Source organism: Kordiimonas sediminis, assembly GCF_014656395.1.
GTDB classification, from domain to species: Bacteria; Pseudomonadota; Alphaproteobacteria; order Sphingomonadales; family Kordiimonadaceae; genus Kordiimonas_A; species Kordiimonas_A sediminis.
The window spans coordinates 967801-982822 of the sequence record NZ_BNCI01000001.1; the positions used below are offsets into that span (position 1 = coordinate 967801).

The window sequence follows — 15022 nt, forward strand, 5'->3', positions numbered from 1 at the left end:
TATGAGTTATTTTCAGGAAACGGTGGAAATCGTCAATAAACGTGGTTTGCATGCGCGGGCTTCAGCACGTTTGGCCAGAGAAGCGGGGCAGTGCGGTGCTGCTCTTTTTATCGAGAAAGACGGCACTAGGGTTACGGCTACGTCCATCATGGGGCTGATGATGCTGGGTGCTGCCAAAGGTGACAGCATCACCGTCATTGCAGACGGCGAGTCTGCTGACGAGGCTGGTCAGATTATTGTGGATCTTGTTCGGGACCGGTTTGGAGAAGACGAGTAAAACAATACACTTAATACATGTATTATTCTTTATATAAAGATTTCTTTATCTTTTGACTTTGACCTGCTATAAGGGCCCCAACAAATTCCAACATGGAGGCTATTGTGGCTGATTATAAAATTGCAGATATTTCGCTCGCGGACTGGGGTCGTAAGGAAATCACCATTGCAGAAACCGAAATGCCGGGTCTAATGGCTCTGCGTGAGGAGTATGGTGCATCAAAACCCCTTAAGGGCGCCCGTATCGCTGGCTGCCTGCACATGACAATTCAGACAGCTGTGTTGATCGAAACGCTGACCGCGCTTGGCGCCGAGGTACGTTGGTCCAGCTGTAACATTTTCTCAACTCAGGATCATGCGGCGGCCGCAATGGCAGCGGCGGGCATTCCTGTTTTTGCCTGGAAGGGTGAAACGGAAGAAGAGGCTGAGTGGTGCATTCATCAGACGATCAAGGGCCCGGACGGCTGGGTTCCTAATATGATTCTGGATGATGGTGGTGATTTGACTGTTATCATGCACAATGATTATCCGGACCTGATGAAAGACGTAAAAGGTATTTCAGAAGAAACAACAACGGGTGTTCTGCGTCTTTATGAAATGGCGAAAGAAGGCCGCCTTGCCGTGCCTGCGATCAACGTCAATGACAGTGTGACCAAATCTAAATTTGATAACCTGTATGGTTGCCGGGAAAGTCTGGTTGACGGTATCAAACGTGCCACAGACGTTATGATTGCCGGCAAAGTAGCCGTGGTTGCCGGGTACGGTGATGTTGGTAAAGGCAGCGCGGAAAGCCTGCGCAGCCAGGGTGCCCGTGTTATGGTCACGGAAATTGATCCGATTTGTGCGCTGCAGGCTGCGATGGAGGGTTATGAAGTCGTCACCATGGATGATGCTGCCAAGCTTGGTGATATTTTTGTGACCACAACAGGCAATGTTGACATCATTACCCTGGACCATATGCGTGATATGAAAGATCGCGCGATTGTTTGTAACATTGGTCATTTTGATAGTGAGATCCAGATTGCGTCGCTTTCAAACTATGCCTGGGAAGAAGTAAAGCCGCAGGTGGATGAAGTTGTGTTCCCTGACGGCAAGCGTTTGATCATTCTTGCTAAAGGGCGTCTTGTTAATCTGGGATGTGCCACCGGTCATCCATCATTTGTGATGTCTGCAAGCTTTACCAATCAGGTTCTGGCCCAGATCGAGCTGTGGGAAAATTATGCGAACTATAACAAGGATGTCTATGTTCTGCCGAAACACCTTGATGAAAAGGTGGCAGAACTGCATCTGGCGAAATTGGGTGTAAACTTGACCAAGCTGACAGAAAAGCAGGCAAAATACATTGGTGTTGATGTTGCAGGACCCTTCAAGCCTGATCATTATCGTTACTAGGAGGTTCTGATGAAAGAATATCTATTCACCAGCGAATCGGTGTCTGAGGGGCATCCGGATAAGGTTGCGGACAGAATCTCTGACGAGATTGTTGATCTGTATCTTGGTGCTGACCCGGAAGCACGGGTAGCGGCAGAAACCCTGGTCACCACAAACCGTATTATCATTGCGGGTGAGGTGCGCGGGCCCGAGACTATCACCACGGACGATATCGAGCGGGTTGCCCGGAATGCGGTGAAGGAAATTGGCTACGAGCAAGAAGGCTTTCACTGGAAAGAGTCGGCGTTTGAATGCTACCTGCACGAACAAAGTGCGCATATCGCGCAGGGTGTTGATGCATCAGGCAACAAGGACGAAGGTGCAGGCGATCAAGGCATTATGTTTGGGTATGCCTGTGATGAAACCGAAAATCTGATGCCTGCTCCCATTGATTTCTCACACCGAATTCTGCGCTCTTTGGCGGACGCACGCCACTCTGGTGAATCGCCCTGTCTGGAGCCTGACAGCAAAAGCCAGGTGACGCTGAAATATGTGGATGGTCGCCCGGTCGGTGCAACAAGCGTTGTTGTGTCCACCCAGCATACCGAAGGAACGTCGCAAGACGACCTGCGCGAGCTGGTTCGGAAACATGTGACCGGTGTCCTGCCGGATGGCTGGATGTGTCCGGAAGACGAGTTTTATGTCAATCCGACAGGAAATTTTGTCATTGGTGGACCTGACGGCGATGCGGGTTTGACGGGCCGCAAGATTATTGTGGACACGTACGGCGGTGCAGCCCCCCACGGTGGCGGTGCATTCTCCGGTAAAGACCCGACCAAGGTTGATCGGTCTGCCGCCTATATTTCACGGTATCTGGCAAAGAATGTTGTCGCTGCCGGCTTGACCAGCAATTGCACCATCCAGCTGTCTTATGCGATTGGTATCTCTAAGCCCTTGTCGGTGTATGTGGATATGTGGGGCAATACAGAGGTTGATCCTGTGCGGGTTTCAAAAGTACTGCAGGAACTGGTTGATCTGTCGCCTCGCGGTATTCGGGAACATCTTGGCCTGAACAAGCCGATCTATGCACGTACTGCAGCCTACGGCCATTTTGGCCGGACACCGGATGCGGATGGTGGTTTTGCATGGGAACGCACGGACCTCGTTGAAACGCTGAAATCAGAATTCGGCAATAAATAAACTATCCTGCACATATCTGACTTGTGAGCAGGAAATGCACGCGCTAGTCTAGCCGCAACAAGGGAGACCTTTTGGGGCATGAACTGGCGCGTTTTTTTTGATGTAGGGGCAGCATATCTGGTGCCGGCGGCTATTGTTGCCTGGGTACTGGTGACATTCTATGCGCTCTGGCGTGTCGGCAAAATTACGGACCGTGCCAGGTCCCTTGAATCCATGACAGGTTTTTTGGAGGCGATGATCCGGTCCGATCACCGCTTGCCAATCTGGGTCTGGCGGTCAGGTGCCGTCCAACTTGGTGACAGTGTCATGGCGGTTTTAAGTCTGCAAAAACGGCCAGAGGTTCTGACAGATCTTTTCCCCGGCGACGAGGGCATTGGGGGGCTGCCTGTTACTGTTGTAGAGGATATCGAGGCTGAACTTCGCGGGGAGAAATCCACCGAAGGCGCGATCGTTGCAGAAATTCCAGGAACAGACGAAAAAATCCTGATTGATCACCAGCATTTGATTCCCTTATCGGACCAGTGGCCGGTTTCTGTCGTCTGGATTGAAGAGGCTGCAGGCCTTGGGCTTGCACAGCTTGCCGCCGGTACGGCCCGCGCAAGCTACAGGTCCATGGATTACAGACTGAATGAATTGGCTGCCGCCATTGACGGGATGCCGTTCCCTGTATGGATACGGGATAAGTCATTGCGTTTGGTGAATGTTAACGCGGCCTATGTTAAGGCGGTGGACTGTAAAAATGCGGGGATGGTCGTTGAAAGCGAGACGGAATTATTTGAACGTCGTCCGCTTCGTGCGCCGATGCAAGCGCTTGAAACAGATCAAGCTGTCAGAGAACGTCAGTATGCCGTCGTCGACGGACAGCGCCGCGCTTTTAATGTCACGCACGTTGTTGTCGGCAAGGAAGATCATGTTCTGGGGGTTGCTGTTGATGTCACCGGTGAAGAAGAAGCCTTATCAGAGCTTGCCCGTGTTCTTGATTCCCAGTCCGAGACCCTAAACCGTCTGCGGAGCCCGGTAGCGATCTTTGGGCCAGGCAAAACACTGCGGTTCTACAATAGTGCTTTTTCAAGGCTAACCCATCTTTCCGAGGATATATTGTCTGACGAGATATCCCACAGCGAACTGCTGGAGTTGATGCGGGAACACAGACGCTTGCCCGAGCAGGTTGATTTCAAAACCTGGAAAGAAAATGTGCTCAGGCAATATACCGCCTTATTGGAGCCGTTTGAGGAAATGTGGCATTTGCCGGACGGGACGACCCACAGGGTTGTTACTCAGCCGCACCCTCTAGGTGGTCTGTTGATTCTGTTTGAGGATGTCACCGATAATCTGGCGCTGGAACGGTCTTATAATACGCTCGTTGAGGTGCAGCGGGAAACGCTGGAAAACATGCGCGAAGGCATTGCCGTGTTTGGCTCTGACAGTCGGTTAAAGCTTTATAATCCTGCCTTTGTCGATATCTGGCGTCTTCATGCAGATATGCTGAAAGAGGAGCCGCATCTTGGGGAATTGATCGCCTTGATCAAGGAAAAACCGGGTCAGGCCAGGGAAGAGGGGGCGCAGTCATTTCAGGGTAACCTTCCCGTGTGGATGTCTGAACGTAAGTCCCGCACAGGAAGCTGGGTTCGCGACGATGCCCGGGTGATTGACTTTGCTATCGTGCCACTGCCTGACGGTGGTATGATGCTGACCCAGCATGACGTCACTGAACGCTATCAGGTGGAACAGGCTCTCAGAGAACGGTCTTATGCGCTGGAAGCTGCCGACCGGTTAAAGAGCGAATTTATCACCAATATGTCTTATGAACTGCGGACGCCGCTGAACACCATCATTGGTTTCGGTGAAATGCTGGATCACAAAATTGGCGGTCCGTTGACAGATAAGCAGTCTGAACAGGTTGGGTCTATTTTGTCGGCTGCCAGTGAACTGAAAGATATGATTTCAGACGTGCTGGACCTTGCGGTTATCGAAGCCGGGGAGATGGATATAGACCGGGTTCCGGTTGATCTGCTGTCCCTGATGGATGCGGCGTGTGCAAAAATGACGGACAGGGCGCAGGTTAAATCTGTTGTCCTGGAAGCAAGCGCCGAAGATGCGCCGATTTCTGTTATCGGGGACCCGAAGCGTCTACGCCAGGTAGTGGTGAATATGATTTCCATTGCACTTGCCTATGCACAGGTGGGAAGTACGCTGAAAGTGATTGCCGATAAGCGTGAAGGCTGGACTGCTCTGACTGTTTCTGTTGATACAGTAAGTCAATCTGAACATGACAGAGACAGAACCATAGCGGATATAGAGCGTGGTGCCCGTTTAAGTGGTCGCCGGTCTGCCGGACTTGATCTGACACTGGTTAAGAGCATCACGGAATTGCATGACGGCATCTTTGAGCTAACGGGTTTCGGTGACTGCGGCATAACCATAAGTTGCCTACTACCTGATGTACCGAAAGGCACGTAAGCAGGACCCCATTATGGCCCATGACGAAATTGTAGCATGTGAAAATTTAACCGAGCGCGACATGACGGCGATTGCCGCCCAGTTAGCACAGTATGTCCGTGCGGGGGATATGGTGCTGTTGTCAGGTGACCTTGGTATGGGAAAGAGTACTTTTGCCCGGGCCTTGATCAGGGCACTCCTTGATGACCCTGGAGCAGACGTACCCAGTCCTACTTTTACGATCGTGCAGTCCTATCCTCTCGAAGATGGGACAGAGATCTGGCATACAGACCTGTACCGCCTTTCAGGGCCGGAGGATGTCTATGACCTTGGATTTGACGACGTTTTGGACGATACCCTGTTTTTAGTGGAATGGCCGGACCGTCTTCCTGAGGATATGCAGGACACAGCGCTTCAGATACGCTTTTCTGCGCCGACACCTGATGACAGAACAGTGTCTTTTTGTGGGAATGCTGACTGGCAGGAACGCCTGCGGGGAGCGTCTCTTTCGTGATAGATATACCTCAAAAAGCAATGGTGCTGGCGGCGGGCAAGGGTACCCGTATGGGCGACTTGTCATTAAGAACTCCCAAACCTCTTGTGTCAGTTGCCGGGCGTAGTCTTCTGGACCGGATACTGGATCATCTGGCACCACACGGCATTCATGCGATTGTTAATGTGCACCATCTTGCCGACCAGATTGAAGCGCATTTACAGGCGCATATTGGGCGCGGTGCAGCAACGGTATCTGACGAACGTGCCGCGCTTCTGGAAACCGGGGGCGGGGTGAAAAAGGCTCTCCCGCATTTGGGGACGGGGCCATTTTACGTGATAAACAGCGATGCACTGTGGTGTGACGCAAGTCCAGAGGGCGGTGCCCTTAGCCGTTTGGGAAAAGCGTTTGACCCTGCAACGATGGATGTACTGCTGTTGCTGGTACCTACAGAGAAGGCAACTGGCTATGACGGGGCGGGGGATTTCTTCCCCTCAGTAGACTTTCAGGAGCCAGATGACACACGCACGCTTTCTTTTCACGGGGAAAGACCTTCTGCGCCCTTTATGTACGGCGGCATAATGATCACACATCCGGGCATGTACAGAGATCAGCCCGCCGGAGCCTGGTCCAATATCGAGATATTCAGACAAGCCAGCAAACAAGGTAGATTGTTTGGCCTTGTGCATACCGGACACTGGATGCATGTGGGAACCCAGGAAGGGATACAGTCTGCGGAATATATCCTGCAACAGCTAGAGGAAAAGATCCTGCCATCAGATGTAGCCCGTCTCGCCTCAGCGGAACAAAAGACATGACTATGGATACGCAGCGGACCTGTGTTTATACCGTTTCGCCAACCAATGATTTCGCAGAAACGTTGGTCGCGGGTTTGATTGCGCGCCTTGATGGGGATCTGTTCCGCCTGCCGTCGGTTACAATCTATGTACCAAATCGGCGTGCCCAGCGCAGTCTGCGGGATGCTTTTCTGCGGCGATCGGCAGGAAAACCTACCCTTCTGCCGGTTATGCGCCCTATTGGCGAAGTGGATGAGGATGAGGTCACTTTCCTCGGCGCTGGTACGGGGATTGATCCGTCTGCTATACCCCCGGCAATCGCTTCTGTTCGTAGAACGGCGCTTCTCGCCCGTCAGATTGTTCACTGGGTCGCCCATTTGCCACACGTTCGGGACGTTGCACCGCCACAGGCATGGCGGCTTGCGACAGAATTGGCCCGGTTGATGGATCAGATTGATACTGAAGGGCTGGATTATAAAAACCTGAATAATATCGTTCCAGACGACTTTGCGCAGCACTGGGGGATAACCACGGATTTTCTGTCGATTATCTTCCAGAACTGGTCCCTGATTCTGGATGAGGAAAAAGCGGTAAACCCAGCTGTGCGTCGTAATAAAATGATGGCGCTACTGTCGGAATTACTGGAGACAACGAAACCAGCTGGCATGATTATCGCAGCTGGCACCACAGGCACCCTGCCTGCAACACGGCGATTGTTGAAGGCAATTCAGTCTTTGCCGGACGGTCATATCATTTTGCCCGGGTTTGATACTCATATTACGGATGATACCTGGAATACGCTTGATTACACGCACCCTCAAGCTGCGATGAAGGACCTTCTTGGGTATTTGAAGATCGACCGGTCGTTTGTTCAGGCATGGAGCCAGATATCCGGGCCAGTAACGGAGATGGAGAACCAGCAAGCACGTCTGTCGGTCTTGTCCGATGCGCTTTTGCCGGCGGCGCAAACTGCGCTGTGGCAACAAGCATCTGTTGATCAGGACAGGATCAACCGTGCCCTAGAGGGGTTTGAATTATTGATTGCCCCAACACGGCGCGAAGAGGCTGAAGCGATTGCCTTGATGCTGCGTGAGGTGCTCGAAACACCGGGTAAAACAGCAGCGCTCGTGACACCTGACCGGGTATTGGCCCGGTACGTTCGGATGGCGTTGACGCGGTTTGATATTGTGATTGATGACACGGGTGGTGACAGGGCGTTAATAAGTATTCCCGGGCGACTTTTGTCGTTGGTTGCGGATCTAACTGCGGGTCATTTTGCCCCTGTGTCGTTGCTGGCGCTGTTGAAACACCCTTTGGTGCAGATGGGTATGGCCCGTCGTGACTGGCTCAGGCTTGTACGAAAGCTGGACCGGTTCATTCTTAGGGGACCGCGACCGGCATCCGGCATTCAAGGCCTGTATGACAGGCTGCAAGCGGTAAGAAAAACTGACACACGCGTGCGAAATGGTTCCCGCTATATCAAAGGCAGTAGCATTTTCAGTGCAGAGGAACTGCAATCCCTGTCTGAACTGTTTACTATTCTGAAGCCCCTTGACGGGGCCATTCGGGATAATGCCCCCCTTGGAACCATACTGGAATGTCATCTTGCGATTGCAGAAACACTGTCCAGGGATCAGGACGGGGTGTCCTCTCTGTGGAAGGGAGAAGCGGGGCAAGCGCTTGCGGACGCCTTGACAGACCTTCTAGAACATGCAGCAGACATGCAAACGGGCGGTGCAGATGGCTATGCTTCCCTATTTCAGGAAATGTTGTCGCCCGTTATCGTACGCCCTGTTTGGGGACGGCACCCAAGATTGTTCATCTGGGGTCCACTTGAAGCGCGAATGCAGCGTGCTGACCGTATGATTCTTGCAGGATTAAATGAAGGCACCTGGCCAAGCGAGACAAATCCGGACCCGTGGCTGAACCGGGAAATGCGCGTGGCATTTGGCTTACCGCCCGTTGAGCGCCGAATTGGCCAATCTGCGCACGATTTTGTGCAGGCAGCATGCGCACAGGAAGTATTCCTGTCCCGGTCAGAGAAAGTAGATAGCAGCCCGACTGTGGCCAGCCGCTGGCTGTTTCGGCTGGAAGCCTTGTGCGGACCTTTGCCGTCAGCAAAGCGGTATCTGCACTGGAGTAATCAGGGGTATAGCGATCTGAAAGTGACTCCCTGTAAGCCGCCGGAGCCAAAGCCCCCCGTCACTGCTCGTCCTACTGAATTGTCGGTTACGCAGGTGGAAACATGGCTGCGGGATCCTTATGCACTGTATGCTGCAAAGATCCTCGACCTTAGCCCACTGGACGCCCATGAAGAGACAGCAAGTGGTAAGCATAAAGGGGTTTTGATTCATGATGCGTTGGAAAAGTTTTTAAAGTTGGATGGCCCAACTAAAGGGCAGGCGGGCTATGAACGGCTGCTTGACCTGGGGCGGGAGGCTTTCGAACCTGTTGTAACCCAGCCAGGTGTCTATGCCTTTTGGTGGCCGCGTTTTGAGCGAGCTGCGAAATGGTTCATAGAACACGAAATGCAGCGCCTGCAGAGGTTTGAACCGCTTGTACTGGAAGAATTTGGCAGCATAGTAATCGCGGACACGGGCTTCACAGTGAAGGCAAAGGCAGACCGAATTGACCGCAATCTGGAATCCGGGGCACTCGCAATTATTGACTATAAAACTGGCACAGTGCCATCTGTCAAACAGGCCACTGCAGGCTATGCACCACAATTACCGCTCGAGGCATTGATTGCACAAGAAGGCGGGTTCAAAGCTATTCCAAAAGGGTCAGAAGTCGAATCGTTAGAGTTCTGGAAAATATCAGGCGGCACGCCCGAGTATGAGATCAAGAACAAGCAGTTCAAAGACATTGATGATGCGGTTGAGCTGGCCTATGACCGCTTGTTGACCATGATCACGACATTTGCGCGGGAAGATACAGCCTATCTATCACATCCAAAACCGGCTGAAGTATCCTATCATGATTATGACCATCTTGCGCGGGTGAAAGAATGGCAAGGGTCAGGCTTGGAGGATGACACATGACGGCTACTTCTAAGCCCAGAATGACCGCACACCAGGTGCTGGCAACGGATCCGGGATTGACGGCATTCGTTGGGGCATCGGCCGGAACAGGGAAAACCCATGTTTTGACGGCGCGAGTGCTCCGCCTGATGCTGACGGGGACCCGTCCCGAAAATATCCTGTGTCTGACCTATACAAAGGCGGCAGCAGCGGAGATGACCAACCGTATCTATGCGGAACTGGGTAGTTGGGTCTCAATGCCGGATGACCAGCTAGTGGCTGAGATTAATCGCAGAACGGAAGAAATAGCAGACGCGGACATGGTCATACTCGCCCGTCAATTGTTCGCGCGGGTGCTGGATATTCACGGCGGCATGAAAATTCAGACCTTCCACAGTTTCTGCCAGTCCCTGTTGGGGCGGTTCCCGCTTGAGGCCAATATATCCCCTGGTTTTGGCGGTATGGAAGAAGCCGAAGCGCGGGAGATTATGGCCCATGCCCGGGATGAAATGCTGGCTGGTGTCGGAGACGGCAAAAATGAACCTTTGCGTAAGGCAGTTGCGACGGTTGCCGGTTTGGTCAGCGAGCAGACTTTTGATGAGATTTTTGATCGTTTGTCATTCCTTGAGCAGGATATCAGGCGACTGCAGCAAAAAACGCACGCCGTGGGTGGTTTGGCGGATGCCGCGCTGGAGGCAACGATTTTCAAAGCACTGGACCTTAACCCGGGTGTAACCGAAGAAGACTTACTGGCGGATGCCTGCAGCGAAGACAGTTTTGATCGACCAGCCCTGATGCATCTGATGACGTGTCTGCTGGGGGGTAACGCCGGCGAGAAAGACCGGGGACAGCAGATGGCAGATTTCCTGTCTGCAGAAGGTGTTGCACGCCTACAGGCGCTGGATGCTTACATGCAGGTGTTTCTGACAGGCACGTTTGGGCCGCGAAAGTCAGTGGCGCTGAAGAAAACCCTGACCATATTCCCCGAGATTCTGGATACTATTGAAGCCGAACAGAGCCGGCTGTTGGCCGTGCGGCGCAAAATCGTCAAAGCTCGCGTTGCCCGTGCGACCCATGCCGTTCTGACGCTGGCGATGACACAAATGGTGCTTTATTCCAATGTTAAGACCACGCGCGGCTTGCTGGATTTTGACGACATGATCGAAAAAACAGTAGGGCTTCTGTCTACTAACGGGATTGCACCGTGGGTGCTGTACAAACTTGATGACAAAATAGACCATATTCTTGTCGATGAAGCACAGGATACCAACCCTGATCAGTGGACTGTTGTTGAAACACTGGCGGCAGAGTTTTTTGCCGGAAGTGGAGCCCGTGATCAGGTGCGGACCATCTTTGCGGTTGGGGATGAGAAACAGTCGATTTTTTCCTTTCAAAAAGCCGACCCACGGGAATTTGTTGCGGCGCGTGACCGGGTTTTTGAACGCGCTGAGGCAGCTGACTTGTCTGTGGATGCAGTGCCTCTCAATCTGTCCTTCCGGTCTGGTGAGGCTGTTCTGTCGCTTGTGGATCAAGTGTTTCATGCACAAGGGGCCGCCGCATCCGGGCTGGTTTTTCGCGGTGAAGAAATCCGGCACGACTTTACGCGAAAGGGCCATGGTGGTCTGGTGGAGCTTTGGCCGCTAGAGGCACCGAGACAAGAGGAAGAAGCGGAAGAGGAAACGCCCTGGACGCCGCCAACGGTTCAGGAAGATGCCGATGATGCGGAGGAACGTTGTGCTGCGCGTGTAGCGGATAAAATAGAGGCGATCATTGCATCAGGGCAGTATATGCCAGCCAAGGGACGCACGATCAAGGCCGGTGATATTATGGTGCTGGTGCGTAGCCGGAGCAAATTTGTCGACCATCTGGTGCGGCATCTGAAACGGCGGGCCATTCCGGTTGCAGGGAAAGACCGCATGGTGCTGACGGATGAATTACCGGTGGAGGATTTGATCGCTCTTGGCAGGTTTACCCTGTTGCCGGAAGATGACCTGACACTTGCTACTGTCTTGAAGGGGCCTTTCGTTGGCTTTGATGAAGACCAGTTGTTTTCGCTTGCTTACGGACGGGACGGTAGTCTGTGGCACGCGCTTAACCAGAAGGCGGAAGCAGACGCAGGGTGCCAGACTGCCTTAAACTGGTTGCGGCGGCATTTGAATCTGGTGGACCAGGTAACGCCGTTTGAATTTTATTCGCATCTTCTGACTGCTGAGCAGGGCCGAGCCAGCCTGGTTAAACGCTTGGGAGACGATATCCATGACCCGGTCGATGAATTTTTAGCGGAGGCGCTGCGGTACGAATCGGCAGGGACGCCGTCTATGCAGGGGTTCCTTCATTTTGTCAGCAGCAGCACGGCTGTTGTGAAACGGGATATGGAAGCACAGGCAGACAGCGTACGCATTATGACGGTACACAGCTCCAAAGGGCTGCAGGCGCCAATCGTCTTTCTTGCCGGAACAACGTCGGTTCCCCGTGCAGCGAAGGAAGGGCGCATTCTTACATTCAGGGACGAAAACGGGACACCTATCCCCTTATGGACGAGCGGTGTGGGCAGTGAACTGCCATTTGTGGACAGTCTGAAAACACAAATGAAAAACGATTTAATGGCAGAATATCAGCGGCTTTTATATGTTGCGCTGACACGCGCCGAAGACCATCTGTATGTCGCAGGCTGGCAGGGCAGTAAAACCCCGCCCGAAGGTTGCTGGGCAGAACTGATAGAAGCCGGTTTTGAGCGACTGGGTGCAGAGCATATTACACTCGCAGACGGGCGTACGGTCATGCGGTATGTGGTCGACCATAAGGCTGAGAAGAAAGAGCCAAAGCCGGAGGATTTTGCCCCCCCTACAGAGCCGGCCTTGATGGTCCCGGCGTGGGCCAGTGCAGTGATGCCGGCGGAGCCTTCTCCGCCAAAACCACTGACACCTTCCCGTCCTGACGATGAAGAACCGGCGGTTATCAGTCCTTTGCAGCGTAAGCTGGATGTCCGGTTTACCCGCGGTATTTTAATTCATAGCCTGCTTGAATGGTTACCTGAGGTGGCAGAGGATGCCCGCGACCATGCAGCCAGAGCGTATGCGGATCGTCACGGCAAGGATTTGTCGGATGCTGACCGGGAGGGTGCTATTACAGAAGCCTTCGCGATTATGAACGATGCGGTTTTTGGGCCAATCTTTGGGGAAGGCAGTCAGGCAGAAGTGCCTATAACCGGGGTCATCGGATCACGCGTTATTTCAGGACAGATTGACCGCTTATGCGTGCAGCCGGATGAAGTCCTGATTGTTGACTATAAGACTAATCGTCCGCCACCCAGTGATCCATCACTGGTCAGTCCGGCATATGTTAAACAGATGGCCCTGTACCGTTTGGCACTGCAGGATATTTACCCGGGACGAAAGATACGGGCAGCCCTGTTGTGGACGCACCGGGCGCGATTGATGGAATTACCGGATAGTCTGCTGGATGCGGCCGCGGTCGGGCTTGGGGCATAAGGGGGCACGGGGTCTTTCTCTGCCTTCATTATGATAGCCCTCTATTCACGAGGGCGTTACTAATCCTTGACGATTTTAGGTTCGCTCCCTACCTTGATGGAGAAGCAGCCCCATGCGGGTTGATGATTATTTGTTGTATGAAGAAAGAAAGATATTATGGCTACGATTACTGTCACTGACGATACATTTGAAGCAGAAGTTCTGAAAAGCGACAAGCCTGTGCTTTTGGACTTTTGGGCACCATGGTGCGGCCCTTGTAAGATGATTGGCCCGGTTCTCGAAGAACTGTCAAACGAGCGGGACGATATCATTATTGCAAAAATGGATATTGACGAAAACCCGGAAGTGCCTACGCAGTTTGGTGTGCGCTCCATCCCGACTATATTGATCTTCAAAGGCGGTGAAGCGGTTGCAACGACTATGGGTGCAAAGCCTAAGGCACAGCTGGCCCAGTGGATTGACAGCGCGCTCTAGCTCTAAGCTGCGTCCCAGCTACTATTGATTACTGCCGGTGTCCGATGGGTGCCGGCAGTTTTTTTATTCGCAGCTGCTAATAGAGACATGCAGGTCAAAAAAGCGCAGTATTCTGTCCCTGTCACGTAGGGAATATTTCGGCGGTGCGTAACACCTGTCCCGCCAGATATAAGGACCCGCCGATAAGGACGAAGGGTGGACGCCCGTCCTTTGCGCTGCTTACAGCCAAAGACAGGGCACTTTCAACATCGCGCGCCACAATACCGCTTACCCCGGCATCCGTTGCTGCTGCTGCCAGCTTGGCCGGGTCCGCAGCGTTGTCTTCTCCGGGGATTGGGACGGCAATAACCTTGTCCAGCAAGGGTGCAAGTGGCTTTAAGTAGCCGCCGTAATCTTTGGTGTCTAGCATACCGACGATCAGAATTGACGAATGGGAAAGTGGGTCAACCGATTGCAGGAAACTGCGGAGAATGCCAGCTGCTGCCGGGTTATGGCCACCGTCAAGCCATAGTTCGGCCCCCTCGGGCAGCGTCGCCCGTAGGTTGCTGTCATTCAGGCACTGCAGGCGGGCGGGCCAGCGTACCCAGCCAAGACCAGCCTTGATCGCCGCGTCCGGGATGGTGATTGCCTTTTGCGCCCGTGCGAGCTTGATGGCAAGACCGGCATTATTCACCTGATGAATGCCGCGCAATTTGGGCATGGGCAGGTTCAGGCTACCATCCCCATCTTCATAGGTGAAACCTGTGCCGTTGCTGTTAACCTGCACGGACCAGTCCCGTTTATAAAAATAGCCTGTGGCACCCATTTCCAGAATTTTGCTACGGATTGACTGTTCCGCCGCCCCCAGCTGAGGCCCGATAACAGCCGTGCAGTTAGGTTTGATAATGCCTGCTTTTTCCCACGCGATGCCTTCAAGCTTGTCGCCTAAAAACTGTTCATGATCGAAGCTGACAGGGGTTATTCCAACCGCGACGGGGTTTGGAATAACGTTGGTAGCATCCAACCGGCCGCCCAGCCCTACTTCCAGAATACACAGGTCTGCCGGTACACGGGAAAAGGCAAGAAATGCAGCAGCCGTTGTTACCTCGAAAAAGGTGATCGGGTCGTCCCCGTTCGCCTGCTCCACCTCTTCAAGAAGGGTAGCCAGGTCATCTTCCCCGATCAAGGTGCCTGCCAGCCTGATACGTTCAGCAAAGCGCACGAGATGCGGTGATGAGTAGACATGAACCCTGTGGCCCGCTGCTTCGGCGAAGGCCCGCAGGGTCGCGACGGTTGATCCTTTGCCGTTCGTGCCGGCAATATGGATGACCGGCGGTAAACTCAGGTGCGGATCGCCAAGCTTTTTCAAGAGCCCAATCAGCCTATCAAGCGACAGATCAATTTTCTTGGGGTGCAATGCCAACAGGCGCGCCAATATGGCATCGCTCGCACTAGTATCCATCACTTGGGACCTTTGACTAC

Annotated in this window: 10 protein-coding genes; 9 read left to right on the plus strand and 1 reads right to left on the minus strand. The window is 53.2% G+C overall.

Translation table 11 applies throughout. The features are described 5' to 3' along the window. The first annotated feature begins 1 nt into the window (after position 1). The 9 genes from IE181_RS04375 (at position 2) to trxA (ending at position 13561) form a co-directional block, all read left to right on the plus strand. A complete protein-coding gene (locus tag IE181_RS04375; protein WP_191250321.1) occupies positions 2-277 on the plus strand; it encodes an HPr family phosphocarrier protein in 276 nt (91 codons plus the stop codon). A 92-nt stretch (positions 278-369) separates the two neighbouring features. After that, entirely contained in the window at positions 370-1668 is a 1299-nt protein-coding gene (ahcY, locus tag IE181_RS04380) for an adenosylhomocysteinase (protein WP_191250322.1), read from the plus strand. A 9-nt stretch (positions 1669-1677) separates the two neighbouring features. Further along, positions 1678-2847 carry a methionine adenosyltransferase gene (metK, locus tag IE181_RS04385; RefSeq protein ID WP_191250323.1) on the plus strand — a complete coding sequence of 390 codons (1170 nt, stop codon included), beginning with the start codon at positions 1678-1680 and terminating at the stop codon, positions 2845-2847. Between the two features lie 78 nt (positions 2848-2925). Then, positions 2926-5307, plus strand: coding sequence for a sensor histidine kinase (locus IE181_RS04390; RefSeq protein WP_191250324.1), 2382 nt, complete (start codon positions 2926-2928; stop codon positions 5305-5307). A gap of 13 nt (positions 5308-5320) precedes the next feature. Then, positions 5321-5800 carry a tRNA (adenosine(37)-N6)-threonylcarbamoyltransferase complex ATPase subunit type 1 TsaE gene (gene tsaE, locus IE181_RS04395; protein WP_229819143.1) on the plus strand — a complete coding sequence of 160 codons (480 nt, stop codon included), beginning with the start codon at positions 5321-5323 and terminating at the stop codon, positions 5798-5800. Then, positions 5797-6597 (plus strand): nucleotidyltransferase family protein, encoded by an 801-nt coding sequence (locus tag IE181_RS04400; RefSeq protein WP_229819145.1) that lies wholly within the window; start codon positions 5797-5799, stop codon positions 6595-6597. Before tsaE ends, IE181_RS04400 begins: the two co-directional genes overlap by 4 nt. A gap of 2 nt (positions 6598-6599) precedes the next feature. Next, the gene (gene addB, locus IE181_RS04405; RefSeq protein WP_191250325.1) at positions 6600-9617 is read left to right on the plus strand and encodes a double-strand break repair protein AddB; all 3018 of its coding nucleotides are present in this window, start codon (positions 6600-6602) and stop codon (positions 9615-9617) included. Next, positions 9614-13087, plus strand: coding sequence for a double-strand break repair helicase AddA (gene addA, locus IE181_RS04410; protein WP_191250326.1), 3474 nt, complete (start codon positions 9614-9616; stop codon positions 13085-13087). The genes addB and addA overlap by 4 nt, the downstream gene beginning before the upstream one ends. A 156-nt stretch (positions 13088-13243) precedes the next feature. Next, complete coding sequence (gene trxA, locus IE181_RS04415; protein ID WP_191250327.1) at positions 13244-13561, plus strand: thioredoxin; 318 nt, start codon at positions 13244-13246, stop codon at positions 13559-13561. Between the two features lie 121 nt (positions 13562-13682). On the opposite strand, the gene IE181_RS04420 is transcribed toward trxA, so the two are convergent. Next, a complete protein-coding gene (locus IE181_RS04420) occupies positions 13683-15002 on the minus strand; it encodes a bifunctional folylpolyglutamate synthase/dihydrofolate synthase (protein ID WP_191251556.1) in 1320 nt (439 codons plus the stop codon). Between the last annotated feature and the right edge of the window lie 20 nt (positions 15003-15022).